We start from the raw sequence: 22,265 nt of genomic DNA, 5'->3' as shown, positions 1-22,265 counted from the left end.
GGCGGTTACCCGAAGAGCCCGCGGGCCCAGGCGTAGGTGCCGAGCACCTGCGCCAGGATCGGTAGGACGGCCACCCCGGTGGTGACGTCGAAGAACGTCGCCGTGTACTCCCAGAACGGCAGCATCCGTCGCGGCCAGGGCCGCAGCGCCGCCAGCACGAGCGGCACGAGCAGCCCGACGAGCGCGCTGATCAGCACCCACCGCCAGGTGGGCGACAACAGATCGGAGAGCTTCGTGATGACCATGAGGAGGCCGACGGTACCGGCGACCACGAGCGCGCAGCGCTGCCAGAGGCAGAGGAAGGTACGCGAGCGCAACAGGATTGCACTGGCGACCACCAGCACCAGGCTCCACCCGGCCCAACCGGGTGCCCCGACGGTGAAGTGGAACAACACCGGCAGCACCAGCGCCGCCGTCACCATCGCGACGGTCAGGTAGGTGTCCGCGTCGTCGGTGCGCTGCCGGACCTGTTCCGACGTGGCGGGCTCGATGTCGTACGACATGTCCTCGCTGGTCTTCGGTAGTTGCGGACCGCGCAGCCGGGACAGCTTCACCGCCATCCGGGGAGCCAGCACGATCACCACGAAGATCAGCAGGATCGCCACCGCAGCGGCCCGTCGCATGGTCATCCCGCTGCCGTCGCGGATCAGCAGCACCGCCGTGGTGACGAGTCCGGTCAGGCCGACGACCAGCAGGGGCGCGGCCGGCAGGTGGGGGGCGAAGGTCCGGTGGGCGAGCAGCAGGACCGCGGCGACGGCGAGGACCGTGACGGCTGCGGCGAGGACCGCCGGGCCGGTCACCGCGACGCGGGCCGGATCGCCGTCGACCGCGCTCGACGCGGCGACCGCCGCGAAGCCGGCCGCGCCACCGCCGAAGAGCAGCGAGAACGCGCCGTCGTCCAGTTGGCGACCGCAGCACAACGCCGCGACCAGGAACGCGACGCCGAGCGTCCCTGCGGCCACGACCTGCGGCAGCGCCGGCGGGTGCGCGGTGAGCACCGTGGCGACGGCACCCATGACGACGACCGACAGCAGGATGAACAGCGTCCGGCGGTACTCGGGCTGCCACCGGTCGGGGCGACGGTTGACGATGGTGGCGATGCCGTCGGCGAGGTCGTCGAAGTCCAGCTCGGGCAGGGGGTCCTCGGCGGGACGCAGGTGCAGTTCCTCGCCTTCGAGCCAGTCCAGGCTCTCCGGCGTGCCGGCCAGCTCGAACGGGGGTTGGCCGAGGCGCTGCAACACCCAGGCGCCGTCGCCCGCCCCCGTCTCCCCGCGCGGGTCGCCCTCCGTGGTGCGCTGCGCCAGCAGCGGTAGCAGGGCGGCCACCGTGGTGGTCGCCGGGACCGCCAGGTCGACCCTGCGGGCCGGACCGACAACGGTGATCCGGCAGAGTTCGGCGCTGAGCGTGACACCCACCGCTGCTCCCCTCATGTGACGTGTCCGGTCTGGATCAGCTTGACGCTGCGGCGGGTGGCCAGTTGGGCACGTCCGGGTGGCAGTCGGCGTGGTGCCGCCTCACCGAGGAACTTGCCCTCTTCCTTCGGGTACGACAGCAGCGCGGCCGGGGTGCCGAGTTCCCACATGCGGCGCAGGACCGGGTCCATCATGGCTCGCATCGCCCCCGAGGTGCTGCGGGCGACGATCACGTGCAGTCCGATGTAGACCCCCTGCGCCAGCATCGGCAGCAGCGGATCGAGTGCGGAACCCGGAGCGGACGAGCGGGTCATCAGGTCGTAGTCGTCGACGATGACGAACAGCTCCGGCCCCTCCCACCAGTCGCGTCGGCGCATCCGCTCGGAGGAGATCTCCGGCCCGGGCACCCGACGGTTCATCGAGACGGCGGTCTGCCCGGCCAACTCCTGGAGCCGGTCGCCGGTGAAGCCGAACCCGACCTGGTAGTCGGGGGTGATGGCGGTGTCGAGGTCGCGTCGTGAGTCACCGAGGACGACCTTGGCCTGGGCCGGCGTGTAGTGCTGCTGGATGGCCCGCAGCACCAGCCGGAGCAGGTTCGACTTGCCGGTCTCGTTGTCGCCGAGGACCAGCAGGTGCGGGGTGACCATGAAGTCGTGCCACACCGGGGCCAGCCGTTGTTCGTCGCGCCCGATGCAGACCTTGAAGGCCGGTTCCGGCACCGGCAGGCTCTCCACCGGCAACTGGGTGGGAAGCATCCGGACGCCGGGCGCGGCCGGTCCGGTCCAGAACGTGCTGATCTCCTCGACCGTCGACTTGGTCGCCTCGGCGAGGTCCGCCACCGACGAACTACCGTCCATCCGGGGGAGCGCCCCGAGGAAGTGCAGGCCCTCGTTGGTCAGGCCCCGCCCCGGCTGGGACGGCACGGTGGCCGCCCGGCGTGAGCCCACCTCGGACTCCATCGAGTCCGCGAGCCGCAGCTCCAGCCGGGTGCCGAGCAGATCCCGCAGCCAGGTCCGCATCTCCGACCAGCGGGTGGTGGAGACGATCACGTGGATGCCGAACGACAGCCCCCGGGAGGCCAGCTCCTGGAACCGGGTCTCCAGGTCGCTGAAGTCCTGCTTCATCGTGTACCAGCCGTCGACGACCAGGAACACGTGACCGTACGGGTCGTTGATCTCGCCCCGGGCGCGGGCCGCCAGATAGCTGCCGATCGAGTCGAGGCCACGGTTGGCGAACTCGTACTCGCGCCGCTCCATGACCTGCCAGACCTCCTCGATCGTGCGGACCACCCGGTCGCGTTCCATCCGGGTCGCGATGGAGCCGATGTGGGGCAGCCCGGCGAGCGAGGCGAGACCGCCGCCGCCGAAATCGAGCCCGTAGAACTGCACCTCGCGCGGGGTGTTGGTGAGCGCCAGCGCGAGGATCACGCTGCGCAGCAGCGCGGACTTGCCGCTCTGCGGCGCTCCGGCGATGCCGACGTGCCCGTCCGCCCCACCCAGGTCGATGGTGAGCAGTTCCCGCAGCTGGTCGGCGGGACGGTCGACGATGCCGACCGGCACCCGCAGCCGTCCCTGCGCGCCCGGGTCGTCCACGGTCATGCCCCGCACGGGATCCGGTACGACGCTCGGTAGCAGCGTGTCCAGGCTGGGCGCGGTCGACAGCGGCGGGAGCCACACCTGGCGGGCCGGCGGGCCGAAACCGGCGATCCGGTCGAGCAGCACCTCCACCAGACTCGGCCCGGTGGCGTTCTCGGCCTGCGACGGCTCGGGTTCGTCGACCGGATCGGCAGCCCGGGTGCGGCCCGGATCGTGCCGGACCGCGACCTGCCGGGTGGTGAACGCAACGACCTCGGCCTCGATCCGTTCGCCCTGGTCGTCCCCACCGTCGGCCAGCCCGTTGCCCTGGTAGGGCCCGGAGACGTAGGCGGACTTGAACCGGACCAGATTGCTGGTGTCGATCTTCAGGTAGCCGTTGCCGGGTTCGGGCGGCAACTCGTAGGCCTTACCGACGCCGATCACCGACCGTGACTCCATCGACGAGAAGGTGCGCAGGGCGAGGCGGTACGACAGGTGGCCCTCGACCCGGTTGATCCGCCCCTCGTCCAACCGTTGCGAGGCGAGCAGCAGGTGCACCCCGAGCGACCGGCCGAGCCGGCCGATCGAGACGAAGAGATCCATGAACTCGCTCTTGCTGGAGAGCAGCTCGCTGAACTCGTCGACGATGATCAGCAGGACCGGGAACGGCACCAGCTGGACGCCGGCGGCGCGGGCCTTCTCGTAGTCGAACAGCGAGGAGTACCCGCTGGCCCGCAACATCTCCTGGCGGCGGGTCATCTCCCCGTTGAGCGCGTCCTGCATCCGGTCGACGAGCGGCAGCTCGTCGGCGAGGTTGGTGATCACGGCCGAGGTGTGCGGCAGCTTCTCCATCCCGAGGAAGGTCGCCCCGCCCTTGAAGTCCACCAGCACCAGGTTGAGGATCTCCGACGAGTGGGTGGCGGCCAGCGCGCAGACCAGGGTCCGCAGCAACTCGCTCTTGCCGGAACCGGTCGCCCCGATGAGCAGCCCGTGCGGTCCCATCCCGCCCTGTGCGGACTCCTTGAGATCCAGCTCGATGACCTCTCCGCCCTCGGTGACACCGATCGGCACGGTGAGCCGGTTGCGCTGGGGGGCGCGGGTCCGCCACAGTGCCGCGACGTCGAAGGTGTGCGCGTCCCGGATGCCGAGCAGGGTGGTCAGTTCGAAGTCGCTCTCCAGTGGCTCCTCGACCACGTCGAGGGTGCCGCTGGTGCGCTTGGGGGCGATGATCCGGGCCAGTGCCTCGCACCCGGCGCCGCCGAGGCGGTCCCGCGCCGCCGATCCGGTGGTGTCGCCGGCGGGGAACACGACCTGGTCCCCGTCCAGCGTCAACCGCAGCACCCTGGGCCCGCCGGGCATCTGGCCGGTCAGATCCAGCAGGACCACGTTGCGGATGCCCGCGCCGAGCAGCCGCGAGCTGTCCGGTACGTCGGTCAGGTGCGCGATGATCACCACGAACGGTTCGGTGGCCGACGGTCGCGCCTCCCGATCATGATCGCCCCGGTCGGTGATCTCCGGGCCGAGCAGGTCGGTCAGCTCCTCGTGGCTGCCGGCGAACATCCGCACCGGGCCCGCGGCGTCAAAGGCGGTCGGGTGGGCGTTGTGTGGCAGCCACTTGATCCAGTCCCACGTGCCCCGGTGGACCTCCGGTGCGAGGACCGCCACCCGCAGGTCGTCCGGTGCGTGCAGGGTCACCATCGCGGCCACCATGGCTCGGACCAGGTCGACGGCCGCCGTCGCGTCACCGGAGAACTCGACGCTGGTGAAGCTGCGCAGGCCCACCGAGGTCGGGACGCCGGAGACCGTCCGGTACGCCTCGGAGAAGCGGCGCAACGAGATCGAGGCGAGTGGTTCGAGGTCCTCGATCGGCTTCGTCTGCGGGGGCGTGAACCGCAGCATCGCGTCCTGTCGGCCGAGCCCGATCCGGACCCGGCCGAAGTCCTCGTGGCTGGGCCGTCGCTCCCAGAGTCGGCTGCTCATCGCCACCGACCAGAGCCACTCCGGCTGCGGGTTGTTCCAGATCACCGCCTGGCGCTGCTGCTCGGCGGCCTTGCGTGCCTGCCGGCGGAGTTGGGCGACGTACCGTAGGAAGTCGCGGCGCTCGCCGCGCATCTGCCGCTTGCGCTCGGCTGCCGCCCGGCCGACCTGCATCAAGCCCATGATCAGCATCCCACCGGCCATCGCCCCGCCCATCACGTACATCACCGGGGCCCGGCTGTAGAGGCCGAACATGGCTATCATTCCCCCCATACCGAGACCCATCGGCATGATCATGGCGAACGACCGGAAGTCGAGCGGTGCCTCCTCCGCCATCAACGGCGGCTCCTGCAGTTCGACCTGCCCGCCCGGGGCCTCCGGGCCGCTCGCGCGGGGCGGACGCTTGACCGTGACCGTGCTCATGCCGGCGTACCGTCGTTACTCATCCGAGCACCCCCGGGCCCGCCCCGCCGCCGCCCCAGGCCGAATCGTCCTGCCGGAGCAGGGTGACCGCGTACCGGTCGGGGCGGGGGTGTTCCGCGGTGAGGTACCCGTCCTCCTCGTCGGTCGGCTTCGCGGGGCGGCGCCTGGCGGCCTCCCGCGTCTCGGCCTCCACCCGCTCGTGGCGGGCCGCCTCGTCCATCACCCGCTGCTTCTCGCGCATCAACTCAAGGCGTTCGGCGGCGGTGTACTGCGGGCCGCCGCACATCGTCGGTCGCCCCCCGCCGGGCGGGACCGTCGGACGCTCCCGCCGCCACGCCCTCAGGGGCGGCGGACCGCTCTCGTCAGCCATCGGTCGTCCCTCCTGAACCTTCGGGGTCGCCGGACAACCACCAGATGTCCGCGGTGTCGTCCCACCCCGACGTGTCGACGGTGTGCTCGGCGGGCCGCACGACCGGCACCCGGGCGTCGTCCGCAGCCGGCTCGACACCGGTCCAGGTGGACTCCGCCGCCCGCAGCAGCTCGGCGGCGTCCGGCCGGTCGACCGGCGGCTGTTCCTCAGCGGCCCCGGGCACCGGCAGCGGTACGCCGAGGACCACGATCGACGCCGCCGGGGCGGCGCTCGTCCGGCCGGACCCGCCCTCCGGCGCACCGGCATCGACGGCGGGGGCATCGCCGTCCTCCCAGGTCCGTTCGTCCGCCGTGACCAGGTCGGCGTCGGGGTGCCGCGCGGCATCCCGGTCCCGCCCGCCGGTGGCCAGCGGTGGCCCGGGCGGGACCGCTGCCGTCGGCGTACCGGTGTCGGAGTCGCTGGCGGGCGTCGGCGCGGTGGCCCGCTCGACCGGCGTGGCGTGGCGGCCCGGCCGTCCGGCCGGCGTACCGGTGGGCGCCTGTGGCCCGACGGGCGGGTGCGAGCCGGGCGTCTCCCAGTCCGCGGTGTCGCCCTCGACCAGGCCGGCGGCGTCCGGGCGCTCCGGCGTCGAACCGTCACCGGTGCCCGACCCGGGCGAACCCGGAACACCCGGCAGGGGCGGCAGTCCGGTCGCCGGCACCGGCCCGGCACCCGGCGGCGGTACGGCACCCGGCGGCGGATCGCCGAGGCCGGGTCGTTGCGCCAGACCCGCGCCACCGGCAGCGGCACCCCCGGGAGCGGACGGAGGACCCACCCCGCCCGTGGCGGGTTGCCAGTCCGACTCGTCACCGTCGACCAGGCCGGCGGCGTCCGGGCGCTCCGGCGTCGAACCGTCACCGGCACCCGATCCGGGCGAACCCGGAGCACCCGGCATCGGCGGTACCAGCGGCACACCGCCTCCCGGTACCTGCCCGGACTGGGGATCCCTGCCCCCGGCGCCGCCGGGGGTGGCGCCGCCGGGGGCGGACGGATCGCCGGGTTGGAGGGTGTCGGGGATCCAGTCGTCCGGGTCGCCGTCGACCAGTCCGGAGGAGTCCGGGCGTTCCACCCCCGATCCACCGCCAGCTCCGGCACCTGGTGATCCCGGCGTCCCCGGCATCGGTGCAGCGGGCGGCAGCGGACCGCCGCCGGGCGTCTGCCCGCCTCCCGGCGGGCTGCCCCCGCCGGGCGGTTCGATTCCGCCGGGTGGCTCGATTCCGCCGGGTGGGCTGCCCCCGCCGGGTGGCTCGATTCCGCCGGGTGGGTTGGCTCCGCCGGGTGGGTTGGCTCCGCCGGGTGGGTTGGCTCCGCCGGGTGGCACCGGGCCACCGCCGACCCCGTCGGGGGGCTCGCCGATGGGCGGTACGGGCGGCGGGGTGTTGCCACCGCCCGGTTTTCCGGTGCCCGGCGGGCCCGGGATCACCGGCGGGACGATCCCGCCCGGTACGCCATCGCCCCCATCGGGGCCGGAGCCAGGTGGAGCGCCGACGACCGGGGGGTCGAAACCGGGCAGACCGTCGCCGCCGGACGGATCGGTGCCGGGCGGCCGGCCGGGAAGCGGCGGGCCGTCGGCGCCCGGCGGATCGCCGCGCAGATTGCTGCGGGGCGGCTGCCCGACAGGCGGGCCACCAGCGGGTGGGTCGGCAGGGCCGGCGCCGGGTGGCGGCGCCGGGTCCGGCGGCGGCCCGGCCGGCCGCGGGGTCGGCAGCGATCCGTCCGGGGGCGGCGCCGTCGGGGGATCGGCTGGCCGTCTCGCCGGCGGATCGGTCGGCGGCTCCGTCGGCGAAGGCCGCTCGGTCGGCGGGTCGGTCGGCAGCGGTCGGTCGGTCGGCGGATCGGTCGGCGGGGGCGGCGTCGTCGGCGGGTCGGCCGTCGGGGGCGGCGGGGTTGTCGGACCTTCGGGGCCGAGGCTGCCGTCACCTGCGGGTGCGCTGACCGGGCCGAAGTTCAACTGTGCGTACTGCTTGGCCAGCACCTGTGCGACCTGGAGCATCTGATCCGTCATGGGCCGGGCGAACCGGGTGGAGCTGATCGCCACGTTGCCGCCAGCCGTGTGGTTGGCATGGTTGGCAGCGGCGATCTTCGCCCACTCCACGTCGAGGTAGTCGAGTTGCTCCTGCGCCCACTTCAGATAGCTGCCGCTCATCATCAGCTGGTGTGGCACGCTCGTGGTCCCGGGCATGCCGTCGCCGCCGAGCAGCCGGTCCGCCTGCTCGCCCAGGTACCTGCTGAGGTAGTCCATCTTCGCCAGGAACGCCTCGGCCGCCTTGCCCTGCCAGGGCTTGCCCTCGCCGGCGATCGCGGCCGTGTGCAGGCTGATGAACGTCTCCAGCCAGTGCAGCAGGTTGTACGTCCGCTGGAACGCGTTGGCAGCCTCGATCAGGGTCTGGTGGTTGACCAGGGTCGCGGCGTAGTCGTGTCCGGCTTCGCTCTCGATGGCCGACCCGCCGTTGATCGCCGCCTTGATCCGACGCCAACCGGGGGGATCCATCCGCGCCCAGTTCTCCAGATCGCTGAGATCGTCGATCTGCACGTTGGTCGGAGGAAAGGTCGCCTTCGGGTCCGCGGAGTGGGTCCAGTCCTGTTCCGTGCCCGAGTCTGAATCGCCCATGCCCTACCTACACCGAGACCCTAGATGGATGTGCGGACGCCGACGGGCACCACCGTGCGGCCCAGCCGGCCGCGACGGTTACTTTTCCTTGTCACCCGACTCCTTCCCGCCGCCGTCACCTGATCCGCCAGTGCCGCCCGTACCCGAGGAACTGGTGTTGCCGTAGTCACCGATGTCCTTGATGTGCCCCCACGGATCGGCCATGGCGTTGCCGAACTCCTCCGCGGTCATGGTGTTGAACTCCTTGGTCCGCTTCTCGAAGTCCTTGCCGGTCCGCGCGTTGCCCTCCTCGGTGAGCTCGTACGAGTCGGCCATCTCGAGCAGGCTCAGGCGGAGGGTGTAGAGCGTCTCGTGGATCTTCGTCAGCAGGCCCTGGGTGTCGCCGACCAGACCCGTGCTCTCGCCACTGCCGTGGATCTTGCGCCGCATGACCTCGGCCACGGCGAACAGACCGGGCAGCACCTCCAGCTCCGCGAGTTCGTCAGCCGACTTGAGCATGGTGCTGCCGCCCTTGCCGTCCGGGTGGTCGAAGAGCTCCCCGATGGAGTTGGCGAAGTACCGGATGGCCTCGGTGCTGACCTTCAGGTCCCCGTCCTTGTTGTCGCCACCGCCGGAGTGGACCCGGACGTCGGGTGGGGAGAACCGCCCGTCGATGTCGAGGTGGTCGGACTCGTCGAACCTGTCCCAGTGGATCGAGTCCTCGGCGGGAACATCGTTCTTCTTGTAGTCCTCGACCAGCTCTTTCCAGCTGTCGGTGTCGGTCACCTCCGCCGTGTACCAGTCCCAGGCGGCCCGCTCCTCCGTCGTGTAGTCCGACCAGTCGACCTTGTCGTACTGACGGTTGCTCGACGCGATGTCGGCCTGGACGCGGTCGATGACCGCCTGTATCCAGCCATCCGGATGCTTCTGCGAATATCCGTCGACCTCGCCGCGGTTGAACTCGTCCAGGATCCCTATCTGGTCGATGGCCCTGTCGTTGGGATAGCTGAAATCGATGGAAGCCATCCGTCCACCACCTCTCCTGCGCGGCCGGCTCTAGGAACTGGTGCCGGGGGCACCGGCTGCCGGGGGGACACCAGCCCCGGCAGCCGGCCTGCACTCAACCGCCGCGGACCTGGTTCCAGATCTTGGTGTGCCGCTGCTCGGTGGTCCCGTAGTTGTCCGAGATCGCCAGCAGCGTCCGGCGGGCCTGTTCGAGCTGCACCGTCATCTCGTCCGCGGCACTGCGCCACTCGGCCTTCGCCACGTGGTAGGCGCTGCGGGCATCACCGGACCAGTCCTCGATGCTCCGCTCGACGTTGCGTTCCATCTCGTCCAGCGCGCCCGAGATCCGGCCGTTGACGCGATTCATGTCGTACAGGGTGGCGTCGGCCTGGTTGAAGTCGAACCGGTAATTGGACACCTGCGGGTCCTTTCGCAGAGGTGGGGGTCAGACTCCGGGAAGTGCCGTCAGGAAGGAGCTGGCGGTCTGCGAGGCTTCCTCCTCGGCCGCCCGATAACCGGCGGTCGTGGCGCCCATCACGTCCATCATGTTCAGCAGCTTGTCGATGATGACCTGGAAGGCCCGCTCCCAGTTGTCCATCGCCTGGTTGAAGGTGGTGGAAGCGGTGCCGTGCCAGCTCCCCTGGAGGATGGCCATCTGCCCGTTGACGTAACGCAGGTGGCCGACGAACTCCTGGGCCTTGTTGGCGAACTCGGTGGCCGCCGCCTGCATGCCCGGGTCGGTGGTCTGCACCGTTGGCATGGTCACCATGAACTCCCCTCGTCGTACGTTGCGAAGACGACGTCGAACTCCCTGCTCGGCGTCCGCCGTGCCGAAGATTGCTGGCGACCGGCCGTCCGCGGCAAGCTCCGCACCGGGTCGATGTCCGAATGACAGCTCAACCTTGCCTACTTCCCCCCTCGACGTCCGGCGGCCGACGGCACGCCGGCGACCGTACGGTCGGGAAGAGACCCTGCACGTTCCTGCCCGGAAAGCGGCCCGCCCCTTCCACCCCCGGCGGGGCCGGTCCTGTACTGGGGTCCGCGGCGGAAGGGGGTCGACGATGAGCTTCGACGAACGGGTCGAGAAGCTGTTCGCGGAGTACGAACGCCAGCGCAGCGGCCTGACCGACCTTCAGGAACGGATGGGGAAGGTGCGGGGCTCCGCCACCTCCCCCCGCCGCGAAGTGACGGTCACCGTCGGGCAGAACGGCGTGCTGACCGAGATCGGCTTCCCGACCGGTGCGTACCGGCGGATGACCCCGACCGAGTTGCAGGCCACCATCATGCAGACCTTCGCCGAGGCGAAGGAACAGGTCATGGAGCAGGCGGCGGAGGTCATCGGGCCGCTGCTGCCGGACGGCATGGACGTGGCCAGGATGGTCCGTGGCGAGGCCGGCCCCGACATGTACCTACCGCCGGAGGGTCCCCGGCTGACCAGTGGGGTCCGCAGGCTGCTCGGCCTCAGCCCGGAGCAGCCGTGAGCCAGCCGAGGGGAGCCGTCTGGGTCGACCCCGAGGGCGTCATCTCGGTCGGCGACTCGTACGCCCAGCACACCGCCCACTACGACGAGTGTCTCCGTCAGCTGGGCCTGATCCGGGCGCGGTACACACCCGCGTGGGGCGACGACGAGATCGGCAACCAGTTCCAGAAGCAGTTCGACCAGACGATGGACGTCGTCGAGGGCGCGGTGCGTGGCGTCAACGGTCTGCTGGAGTACGCGGCGGTCGGACTGCGCGTCAGCGGCGAGGGCTACCGGCAGGCGGACGAGGACGCGACCGGGGCCGGGCGTGTGATCGCCAACGAGTTCGTGAAGTCGCCACCGGAGGCCGGCGCCGGACAGGTCGTGCCCGGCGAACCCGCCCAGCCCGCCGGACAGCCGCTGCGCTACGGGCAGCGGCTGCACCACGGGCGGGCGCTGTCCGAGGGGCGGCTGACGTACCGGGGGCAGACGGTCTCGCAGCTGGCTCCCCGGCAGGGCGACGACTCGATGACGCGGGGCATGGCCGTCCCCGGCGCGATCGGCGAACCCGCGGAGTCGCTCGACAAGCTTCCGGCATCGAGCATGCCGGCCGGGTTCGCGGCGGCACTGCCCGCGATCTCCGCCTACCGGCCGTACGACACCACAGGCGTGCTCGTCGACGGTGAGCCGATTCCCCCGGGATACCAGTTGCAGGCGCTGGCGACCTTCCCGGACGGCACCTCGCGGCTCGACGCCAACTACTACGACTCGATCATCCCGCTGGGCGGCCGGCGGCCGACCAGCGGCGACGGAGCGCCCATCGACGGCAACGGTGACCAGTTGTTCCTGGTCAAGCCCAAGGCGGACGCCGGTGTCGATGCCAGCGTGCCCGGTTACCGTCCACTGCTGGTCAGCTTCGACGCCAGCGGCGCGGCGACGCCGTTGATCGTGAATCCCGCCTGACGTCGTCGCGATGGCCGACTTCCACATTCCCGACGACCCCAACTGGCAGTGGGCCTACGACGCCATCCTCTACACCGTCGGGGAGCGGTTTCCCAAGGGTGACCCGTCGCAGCTGCAGGCGCTCGACGTCGAGCTGGAACAGTTCGGCGCGAACCTGGGTAGCGGGATCGCCGCCACCCAGGCGCTCGCCGCCGGGCTGCGGGGCAGTCTCGACGGCCCTGCCGCCGACGCGTTCGCCCAGTTCCAACAGACGATCACCAGGCCGATCCCGCCGGCCATCCGCAAGGCCCTGGTCGCCGGCCAGATCGCCGACCAGGCCAACAAGCTGATCGACTACGTCCAGACCGAGATCACCGTGGCGGCGTTCACGATCGTCCTGGACATCGCGGCGGCGCTGGCCACCGGCTTCGGCGCCTCGCTCGTTCCCGCCTATCTCAAGATCGGCCAGGAGGTCACCGGGGCGCTGCTGGACTGGTTGGACAGCCACCTGCACCAACTGGTGGTCCGGCTGGCCCTGGAGGCTGCCGGGGAGGGCGTGCAGGAGGGCGCCGAGAACGTCGCCGCCCAGACCATCGTGATCGCCAAGGGCAACAGCGACGGGTTCAACTGGTCGGGTCTTGCGGAGTCGATCGGCGCCGGTGTCACCATCGGCGCGGTGGCCGGCGGGGTCCACCTGATCGGCGGCAGGTACTTTCCCCGACTCGCCGGCAACACCCACGGGGGTGCCGGGCTGGGTGCCGGGGGAGAGCTGCTGGGTGAGTTCGTCTACCTGTCCATGACCGGCGCCCTCGACGGTTTCGACCCGCTGGCCACCGCCACCTCGTCCCTGATCGGGTCGTACGCCAGCCGTTACGCCCACGACGCCGGCAATGCCCTCGGTGGCGGCCCCGCCGGGCCCGACCCGTCCGGTGTCGGCCCGTCCAGGGACCTCGCGGGTCCGGGCCTCGGATCCGGCTCCACGGGGACCGGTGGAGCCGGCACCGACGGGAAGGGTGGCAACCGACCCCGACCCGATGGTTCGACGAACCTCAGGGGCGGCCCGCCGGGCCCGGACGGCAGGTCGGTCCCGGGTGCCGGCACCGACGGTGCTCCGGCGGGCGGCGGCGAACCGACGCCGGCCACCCCACCCGCCCAGCAGCCACCCGCCCAGCAGCCACCCGCTCAGCAGCCACCCGCCGATGCCGGCGGCTCCACCCCGCCGGCCGACGCCGTCGACGGCGACCAGCGGACATCCCGGCAGCCCGGCGATCCGTCGGGGGCCGGATCCCGCGTCCCGCCGCCGGCGGGCCGCACCGACCTGGTGCGCGGTCCCTCCGCCGGCGCGGACCCGGGCCGAGGTCTGCCCGGCTTCGACGCCCCGCCTGCCGGTCTCCCGGTGGACCGGGCCGTCACCGGGTCGCCGGACGGCGCGGTCCGGGCCCCCGACGGTGGTCCGTCGATCGTCGAACGCCCGGCAACCGGGCTCGCCCCGGACCCGGTGCGCGACCCGGCCGGTCAGCATGCCGACCCGGTGGGCGGCCCGCCCCACCAGCTACCCGACCCGGTGGGCGGCCCATCCGGTGCCGACGGGCAGGTGCCGCCGTCGCCCCAGCCCCTGTCGCCTCCGCCGGCCGCCTCCGCGCCGCCCACCGCCCCGCCGCCGGTCCCGGCGGCGGCGGACCCCGCAGCGCAGCAGCCGGGTACCCCGCCGCCGGTGGGGTCCGGCCCCCCCGGTCAGGCCGGGCCACCCCCCGTCACCACCGGGCCGGGCGAGCCGGCGGACCCGAACGCGGACAGCTCCGGTACGCCGGCACCGCTGGCCCCACCGGCCACCGTGCCCTCCGCGCCGCCGCTCGTGGTGCCCCCCGGCCCGGTGGCCACGGAGGTGCCCGGCCCGGCCGGCGGTCCGCCGGTGTCATCGGGTCCGGGGAGCACTCCGGCTACCGGGAGCCAGCCGACCGTTCCGGGCGGGACACCGGCTCCGGCCCTCGGCGGTGCCGCGGAGCCGCGCGACCGGCTGGTCGAGTTCGACCGGTCCGGGTCGTCGACCACCTCGGGCACCGCGGATCAGGTGCCGCTCCCGCGGGACGCGACGGGCGGTGGTCCCGTGCCGACCCCGACCGGGCTGCCCGCCGGCCCCACGGTGGCCGGCCCGACGACCGTCGCTCCCCCCACCGCACCGGTCACCGGACCGTCCGGCATCCCGACGGCGGGGCCGTCCCCGACCGCCGGTGCTGCCGCCGGCTCACCGCCGGGTACGGCCGAGCCGAGGGCCGGTTCGGCGGCGGGCGCGAACGACCGGGTGGTTGCGGTGCCGATCGACCCGCCGTCCTACCTGGAGTCTTCCGCACCGGTGCCGGCCCCTGCGGCGGACCGGGAACCGGATCCGCCGCCTCCGCCGTACGAGGTCGCGCAGAGCACACCGCTGTCGACGCCGCCCGTCGAGGGGGACCGGAGGGACGGTGCTGCGAAGCCGCCCCCGCAGGGGCACTCCCGGACCACGATCCGCCCGGTGGCCCCCGATCCCGCGCCGCCGTCGCCGCCGGCAGGAAAGGTCGAGCCCCCGCCGGTGCCTCGACCGGCGATCACGGTCGAGGGCCCCGGGACACCGTCGTGGCCCGACCCCGACCACGAACCCGACGTCACGCGCGAAGCCGACCCCGACCGCGACCACGAACCCGACGTCACGCGCGAAGCCGACCCCGACCGCGACCACGAACCCGACGTCAGGCGCGAAGCCGACCCTGACCGCGTACCCGACTCCGCAGGCCGGCCCGGCGGCGACCCGGACGGACGTACGACGGTGGTGCCGCCGGGCGACGGGAAGGCCGGCCCGCGGGGGGTCGCCGTGGAACTCCCGCCGTCCGGAACGGGGCCGTCGCTACGGGACGTGCCGCCCGCCGTGGTGGCCAAGGCGACAGTCGAGACGACCTGCGTCGGTGACCCGGTCGACGTGACGACCGGCCGCGTCATCTATGCCGAGACCGACCTGGCGCTGCCCGGCCTGGCCCTGGAGCGTACCCACCGCTCGGACTACCGCTGGGGCCGCTCCTTCGGCCCGAGCTGGGCATCCACCCTGGACCAGCGCGTCGTCGCCGACGGGTCGCAGGCCTGGTTCCTGGCCGCCGACGGGTCGATCCTCAGCTACCCGCTGCCCGCCGAGGGCCGGGCGGCGTTGCCCGTCCTCGGCCGCCCCGTCCCGCTGCGGCGGCTGGTCGGCGGCGGCTGGTCGCTCACCGACGGGGAGACCCTGTTGCTGTTCGCCCCCGCCGTGGAGGGTCAGGCGGCGATGCTGTCCGACGTCGTGACGGTGCGCACCCGGTGGCACGTCGCCCGCGACGGCGAGGGCACCCCCACGCGCCTGGAGTCGTCGTCCGGCGACCGGGTGGAGTTGCGGACCCGCGACGGCCTGGTGACCGGCGCGCGGTTCGTGCCCGTCGACGCCGACTCCGACGGGGTCGCGCTGCCGGCCTTCGGGTACGACGAGCGACGTCGCCTCGTCGAGGTGCGGAACTCCTCCGGGGACCCGGTGCGGCTCGGCTACGACGCGGACGGCCGGATCGTGCGGTGGGAGGACCGCAACGGCGAGTGGTACACGTACGCCTACGACGGGGCGGGCCGGTGCGTGCGCACCGACGGCAGCGGCGGCCACCTGCGCTACACGTTCGGGTACGGCGACGGCGTCACGATCGTGACGGACTCGCTCGGCGGCGTGCACCGCTACGAGCTCGACGACAACCTCCAGGTCACCGCGGTCACCGATCCACTCGGCGTCACCACCCGCACCGCGTGGGACCCGACGGGCCGGTCGTGGTCCCGGACCGACCCGCTCGGGCGGGTCACCCGGTTCGCCTACGACGAGGCGGGTCGCCAGGTCGCGACGGTCCGCCCGGACGGCAGCCCGTACCCGGTCGCCGAGGACGGCGGGTGGGCGGACGGCGTACCCGGACGTGAATTTGATCTTGATGGTCTGGGTCGGCTCAGGTCGGTGCGGCTGCCGGACGGCGTCGTCACGGAGTTCGGCTGGACCGCCGAGGGTGACCTGGCCTGGCGCACCGGCCCGGACGGCTCCACCCAGCAATGGCATTACGACGGCGAAGGGAATCTGGTGGAAACCATCGACGCTCAGGGGCGTTCGGCACATATCGAGTACGGTGCGTTCGATCTGCCCACCGCGCGGATCGACGAGGCGGGCAACCGCACCGAGTTCACCTACGACACGGAGCTGCGGCTGGTCGCGGTCACCAATCCGGCGGGCCGGGTCTGGCGCTACAGCTACGATCCGGCCGGGCGGCTCACCACGGAGACCGACTTCGACGGACGCACCCAGCGCTACGGCTACGACGCGGCCGGGCAACTGACCAGCCGCACGAACGCCACGGGCGACACCGTCCACTACGTCCACGACCTGCTCGGACGGGTGGTCGAGCGGCGGGCCGGCGACGCCGTCACCCGGCTGGAGTACGACGACGCCGGCCACCTCGCCGGGGTGCGCAGCCCGGACGCGGTGGTGCGGTTCGAGCGGGACGCCGAGGGCCGGATCGTCGCCGAGACGATCAACGGCCGCACCGTGCGCACCTCCTACCAGGGGGAGCAGGCGCTGACCCGGACCACGCCGTCGGGCCGGTCGAGCCGGTGGACCCTCGACGCACAGGGCCGGCCGGTCATGCTCGCCACCGGCGCACACGTCGTGCGGTTCGACCACGACGCGGCCGGGCGGGAGATCAGCCGGACCGTCGACGACGTGGTGGCGTTGCGTCAGACGTTCGACGAGGCGGGCCGGCTGGCCGCGCAGCACGTCGCCGAAGCCGCCGTGCGTGGCTTCGGCTACGACGCCACCGACCGGGTCGTCGCGATCACCGACACGCTCGACGGCGACCGTTCGTTCCACGCCGACGAGACCGGACGGATCCACACCGTCACCGCCGGCGGCACGGAGCGGGAACGGTACGAGTACGACGCGGCCGGCAACCTCGTCGGCACCGGTGCCGGGCGCTGGGAGTTCGCCGGCGGCACGCTCCTGCGCTCGGACGACGCGCGGTTCACCTACGACGGGAAGGGCCGCCTGACCACCCGGATCGACGCCGCCGGCAGCTGGCGGTTCAGCTGGGACGCCGAAGACCGGCTGACCCACGCCGTCACGCCCGACGGCGACCGGTGGCGCTACCGCTACGACGGCTTCGGTCGCCGCATCGCCAAACAACGCCTGGCCGCTGACGACACGGTCCTGGACGAGGTGACCTTCTCCTGGGCCGGTGACCTCCTGGTCGAGCAGACCGACGCCACCGGCACCGTCTCGTGGGACTACCGGCCCGACGGATCCGCACCGGTCACCCAGACCAACGGCGACGACAGGCTGCACACCGTCGTCACCGACGCCGTCGGTACGCCCACCCACCTGGTGGAATCCGGCGGTCAGCTGCGCTGGTGGTCGCGCGGCGACCTGTGGGGCCGCACCGGTGACCCGGCCGGCACCCCGCTGCGCTTCCCGGGGCAGTACCACGACACCGAGACCGGCCTGCACTACAACCGGTTCCGCTACTACGATCCGGCGACCGCCCGCTACCTCAGCCCCGACCCGCTCGGGCTGGCCGGTGGACCCGACCCGACCGCGTACGTCGACGACCCACTGACCAGCATCGACCCACTCGGCCTGGCCCCGTGCAAGCCCGGCAAGAGAAAGAGCGGGAGCGGCCACCGGTCGTCGCGGCACAGTTCGCACCATAGGCACAGTTCGCACGGCGAACCGAGCAGCCTCCCGCCGGAGGCGGCCCCACCGGCGACGGACGAGCTGGTCGGCGGGCCGCAGCCCGAGCTGGAGGCCGCCTTCGGCCCCTACGCCCCCCTCGCCGACGACGACCAGCACGCGTTGCAGTATTCCGTCAGCCAACTCTCCTCGGAGGGATCCTCGTACAACACGCTCCAGGAGAACCTTCCGCCGCTGCTTCCACCGGGCTCGCGGATCGACTTCCAGCAGGCACAAAGTGACTGGAAGACGATCGAATATCGCATGTCCCGCTACGACAAGCTGTGGAAGAACAGCGAGATCAGGAGCGCTTACGAGGACTTCAAGAAACAGCTTAAGCTGGAGCTTCAGCTAAAGGACCAGGGCCAGTCCGATGCCGAGATCGACGCCGAGGTGGTCCGGCAGCTCGGCTCCGACAAGGTCGAGCCTTTCGCGCAGCTCATGGCGGACAACCATGCCTTCTCCGTCCCGGCGAGGTGGTGGTACAAAAACCAGAAGAAGAGCGACTTCGACACCCGGCTGACCCAGGCCGTCGAGGATTACCGGTCACATCTCGCCCTCTGGGGAAAGATCGGCCCCGCAGTCGCCGAACGGATTGCCGACCAGTCCGGCAGCCGGATGCTCGAGGCCTCGCCCGGTGGGCAGATCTTCGACAACGTGATGCTCGGGGCCTCCAATTACGACAACTACCCGCCCGGCTTCACCCGACTGTGGGAAAAATTCTCCTACCAGCTCGTGGCGGTCACCAAGGGCATGGTCGACGCACACGTGTACCGGGCGGTCATGGTTGGGAGCGTCCTGGACACCGTCGAAGCAAAGATCCTGTTCGACAAGGTGGAGAAGAAAGAGATCGACGGCCTTCGTATCGTCGCCTGGGAGTTCGTCGACGATAACAAGATCGCCAAGGCGGGCGAGTACATCGTCACCAGGCAGCAGTCCTACGACGAGCGGGTACCGAAGCTCTACAGGGGCAAGACCTCGCCGTCGTTCGACGCGCACCAGCAACAGCTCTACGAGCAGCGCTCGTACCGGCGCGAGGATTACAACCGGATCGGGCTGCAGAACTCGATGTCCGACGTTCCGCCGGTCGAACGGAGAGACAGCAACTACATCTTCGTGGTCTCCGACGCGAGTCAGCCCGAGATCTCCGAGAGCCCCGAGAGCCTCACCAGAAAGCTCTCGGAGGCACAACGGAACGAGACGCCCCACAACCCGGTGGCCATGCTGGACCAGATGTTGGCCGTGCTCGAGTACGCCCAGGACAACCAGGGGCGGTCGGGCAGTGATGCCTCGGTCGTCGATCTCACGGACAACCTCTCGAACACGTTCCTGGACTCCGGCCGTGACCGGTACGGCTCAGGCGACAGCATTCCGGTGCCCCCGACCCGGAACAACAGCGCGCTGGACTCGAACGACGCCACCTTTGGCAACCTTCTGGAGAACCCGGGTCCGAGCCCGCGCGGATCTGACTACTCGCCCACGCTCGATGCCGTGCCGGAGAACGAACCCGCCACGGACTGGCGTCACTTCACTGACGACTGGCAAGCTTACGATCTGCCTGCGGCCGACACGACGCGCAGGGACTCCCACGAGGTGGCGCCGTCCGAGCGCAGCCACCGGTCCAACGGCTCACGCAGGAGATCCAACCGGCACCCGAGCAGGACGGTCTCCGATCCCCGCAGCAGGTCCGGCAGCTCCCGCACGTCCAGCGGGTCCGGCAGCTCGCACCGCGACCAGGGCAGCCCGAACGCCGATCCCGGCAGGACCACCCGGGACCCCGGCACCGACGAGACATATCAACCGGAGCAGGCGTACCAGCCGGAGCAGCAGTACCAGTCGGAGCAGGCGTACAGCCAGGATCAGACGTACTATCCGGAGTCGTCGGAGAGCTACTACCAGGAGTCTTCCTCCGGTGCCTACCAGGCGTCCTATTTCGACCAGCCGGCCGCCGACCAGGTGGTCTACGCCGACTACTCGGGTGTGCCGTTCAGCTACCCGCCGGCCTCGTCGGCGAAGAGCACCGATGAGACGTACTGCGAAGCAGACCCGATCGACGTGACCACCGGCCGGATGATCCTCACCGGGACCGACGCGACGCTGCCGGGCCTCCCGCTGGTGCGCACCTACCGCTCCGACTACCACTGGGGCCGGTCCTTCGGCCGGTCCTGGGCCTCGACCCTGGACCAGCGGGTCATCGTCGACGGCGAGCAGGTCCGTTACCTGGCCGCGGACGGGTCCATTCTGACCTATCCGCTGGTCGCCGAGGGTGCGACGGCGTTGCCGGTGCTCGGGCGGGCATTGCCGTTGCGCCGGTTGACGGGCGGCGGCTGGTTGCTCACCGACCCGGAGCCCGGTCGGGCGTGGGTGTTCGCCCCGGCACACCGTGGTGAGTCGCTGCTCAGCGACGTGACCGACGGCGGCGTCCGGTGGTCGATCCTGCGCGACGACGCCGGCACCGTCACGGAACTGCGCTCCTCGTCGGGCGCGACGATCGAGTTCACCTCCGCCGACGGGCTGATCACGGCGCTGCGCCTGCCGGACCAGGACGGGGTGCTGGTGGAGGCGTCCCGGTTCACCTACGACCAGGACCGCCAGCTGACCGAGGTGGTCAACTCCTCGGGCGACCCCGAACGCTTCGCGTACGCCGACGGGCGAATCGTGCGGTGGGAGGACCGCAACGACGAGTGGTACACCTACGCCTACGACGAGGCCGGCCGCTGCGTCGACACCGACGGCAAGGGCGGCTACCTGCGCTACCGGTTCGCGTACTCCGACGGTCTGACGGTCGTCACCGACTCGCTCGGTGCGACGCGCACCTACCAGCTCAACGACCGCTTCCAGGTGATCGCGGAGACCGACGCGCTCGGCGCGACGACCCGGCACGAGTGGGACGACGCCTACCGACTGCTGTCACGGACCGACCCGCTGGGCCGGACGACGACCTACGAGTACGGTGCCGACGGGCGTCCGACCGTGGTCACCAGGCCGGACGGCAGCCGGGCCCTGACCAGCTTCGACGAGCAGGGCCGGGCCACCTCGTGGACGGACTTCGACGGCTCGACCGTCCGCCGGGAGTTCGACACCGACGGGCGGGTGCTGGCCGAGATCGACGCCAGCGGCGAGGTCGTGCGCTTCGACCGGCCCGCCGAGAACGGCCGGGGCACGGCCATCCAGGTCGGTCCGGCGGTCGTCATCCGCGACGCGGCACGTCGGGTCACGGCGATCAGCACCACCGATGGTGACACCAGGTACACCTACGACCGGCTCGGCCGGGTCGTCTTCATCACGACCGACCAGGGCACCACCGAGGTTGGCTGGACGTTGGAGGGTGACCTGTCCTGGCGGGAGAACCCGGACGGCACTGTCGAGGAGTTCGGCTACGACGGCGAGGGCAACCTGGTCGAGACACTCGACGCCACCGGCCGCCGCACGTTCTTCGAGTACGGCGCGTTCGACCTGGTGACGGCCCGGATCGACGAGGAGGGTGACCGGACCGAGTACGCGTACGACACCGAGCTGCGGCTGACCACCATCATCAACCCGGCGGGTGAGACCTGGCGGTACACCTACGACCCGAACGGGCGGGTGACCGAGGAGACCGACTTCCAGGGCCGCACCCAGCGGTACGCCTACGACGCCGCGGGCCAACTCGTCGCACACACCGACGCGGCGGGAGCGGTCACCCACTTCGGCTACGACCTGCTCGGCCGGGTGGTCGAGCGCCGTACCGGCGACGCCGTGACCCGGCTGACCTACGACGCGGCCGACCGGCTCGTCTCGGCCGTCGACGCCGACTCGGACATCCGGTTGGAGCGGGACGCGATCGGCCGGATCATCGCCGAGACGGTCAACGGACGTACCGTGACCAGCTCGTACGGTGGACAGGGGGACGCCGTCACCGCGCGGACCCGCCCGTCCGGCGCGGTGACCAGGTGGTCGTACGACGAGTCCGGCCGGCCGACCGTCCTGGTGGCGGGCGGACAGCAGCTCCGGTTCGCCTACGACGGCGGACGTGAGGTGAGCCGCAGCTGGGACGCGGGCCTGACGATCCGGCACGACACCAGCCGGGCGACGGCACCGGATCAGGGCACGGGTGAGTCGGGCGACGTCAGGTACACGCTGGATGCCGTGGGCCGGCCGGTCACCCGTTCGGACGCCGCCGGTGACTGGCACCTCACCTGGGACAACCGGGATCGGCTGACCACTGTCACCACGCCCGGTGGCGACAGCTGGCACTACCGGTACGACGCGTTCGGGCGGCGGATCACCAAGCAGCGCCGCAGCGCGAAGGGTTCGGTGCTCGAAGAGACCCACTTCGTGTGGTCCGGCGACCTGCTGGTCGAGCAGCACCACCGGGTTGGTCGCGGTCCTGTCACCACCACGGCCTGGGAATACCACCCGGCTGTGGCGTACCCGCTCGTCCAGATCGCGGACGGCACGGTGCACGCGGTGCTGACCGACGAGGCCGGCACCCCGACGCAGGTCATCGGCATCGACGGCAGCCAGCCGGGCGAGCCGGGCGACATCCCCCTGCGGTCCGCCGGCCGGTACCGGGACGCGGAGACCGGATTGCAGTACGACGGTTCCCGCTTCTTCGACCCGGCCACGGCCCGCTTCCTGCCGGAGCCACGGTTGGCCCCGGTGCCCGTGAGCTGAATCCCCGCGCCTGCCCCGACCACCTGCGGGTGGTCGGGGCAGGCACCACCGGCGCGACCGAGAAAGGAACGG

10 protein-coding genes are annotated in these 22,265 nt (G+C 71.8%); 3 read left to right on the top strand and 7 right to left on the bottom strand.

Going from position 1 to position 22,265, the window contains the following annotated elements:
• Window positions 1–5: 5 nt before the first annotated feature.
• The 7 genes from eccD to JQN83_RS14280 all read right to left on the bottom strand — a co-directional run bounded on the left by eccD (window position 6) and on the right by JQN83_RS14280 (window position 10,156).
• Window positions 6–1,415: a type VII secretion integral membrane protein EccD gene (gene eccD, locus JQN83_RS14310; protein WP_372444030.1), complete on the bottom strand. Its 1,410-nt coding sequence runs from the start codon at window positions 1,413–1,415 to the stop codon at window positions 6–8.
• 11 nt (window positions 1,416–1,426) lie between these two features.
• Complete coding sequence (gene eccCa, locus JQN83_RS14305) at window positions 1,427–5,386, bottom strand: type VII secretion protein EccCa (protein ID WP_208567622.1); 3,960 nt, start codon at window positions 5,384–5,386, stop codon at window positions 1,427–1,429.
• 19 nt (window positions 5,387–5,405) lie between these two features.
• Window positions 5,406–5,756 (bottom strand): hypothetical protein, encoded by a 351-nt coding sequence (locus JQN83_RS14300; protein WP_208567621.1) that lies wholly within the window; start codon window positions 5,754–5,756, stop codon window positions 5,406–5,408.
• A complete protein-coding gene (locus JQN83_RS14295) occupies window positions 5,749–8,406 on the bottom strand; it encodes a hypothetical protein (protein WP_208567620.1) in 2,658 nt (885 codons plus the stop codon). The genes JQN83_RS14300 and JQN83_RS14295 overlap by 8 nt, the downstream gene beginning before the upstream one ends.
• Before the next feature lie 78 nt (window positions 8,407–8,484).
• Window positions 8,485–9,411 carry a hypothetical protein gene (locus JQN83_RS14290; RefSeq protein ID WP_208567619.1) on the bottom strand — a complete coding sequence of 309 codons (927 nt, stop codon included), beginning with the start codon at window positions 9,409–9,411 and terminating at the stop codon, window positions 8,485–8,487.
• 94 nt (window positions 9,412–9,505) lie between these two features.
• Complete coding sequence (locus tag JQN83_RS14285) at window positions 9,506–9,808, bottom strand: WXG100 family type VII secretion target (RefSeq protein WP_208567618.1); 303 nt, start codon at window positions 9,806–9,808, stop codon at window positions 9,506–9,508.
• Between the two features lie 27 nt (window positions 9,809–9,835).
• Window positions 9,836–10,156, bottom strand: a complete 321-nt coding sequence (locus JQN83_RS14280; RefSeq protein ID WP_208567617.1) for a WXG100 family type VII secretion target — start codon at window positions 10,154–10,156, stop codon at window positions 9,836–9,838.
• Window positions 10,157–10,451: 295 nt separating this feature from the next.
• Here JQN83_RS14280 and JQN83_RS14275 point away from each other — a divergent pair, with 295 nt between their 5' ends.
• From JQN83_RS14275 to JQN83_RS14265, 3 genes are read left to right on the top strand one after another with little or no spacing between them, the layout of a single operon-like run.
• Window positions 10,452–10,871: a YbaB/EbfC family nucleoid-associated protein gene (locus JQN83_RS14275; protein ID WP_208567616.1), complete on the top strand. Its 420-nt coding sequence runs from the start codon at window positions 10,452–10,454 to the stop codon at window positions 10,869–10,871.
• Complete coding sequence (locus JQN83_RS14270; protein WP_208567615.1) at window positions 10,868–11,812, top strand: WXG100 family type VII secretion target; 945 nt, start codon at window positions 10,868–10,870, stop codon at window positions 11,810–11,812. Before JQN83_RS14275 ends, JQN83_RS14270 begins: the two co-directional genes overlap by 4 nt.
• Before the next feature lie 10 nt (window positions 11,813–11,822).
• Window positions 11,823–22,193: a DUF6531 domain-containing protein gene (locus JQN83_RS14265; protein WP_208567614.1), complete on the top strand. Its 10,371-nt coding sequence runs from the start codon at window positions 11,823–11,825 to the stop codon at window positions 22,191–22,193.
• Window positions 22,194–22,265: the final 72 nt, after the last annotated feature.

This window comes from Micromonospora antibiotica (assembly GCF_017599305.1).
Taxonomy (GTDB): domain Bacteria; phylum Actinomycetota; class Actinomycetes; order Mycobacteriales; family Micromonosporaceae; genus Micromonospora; species Micromonospora antibiotica.
The sequence above is the reverse complement of the archived record's forward strand: the minus strand, read 5'-3'. Positions and strand labels throughout refer to the sequence as shown.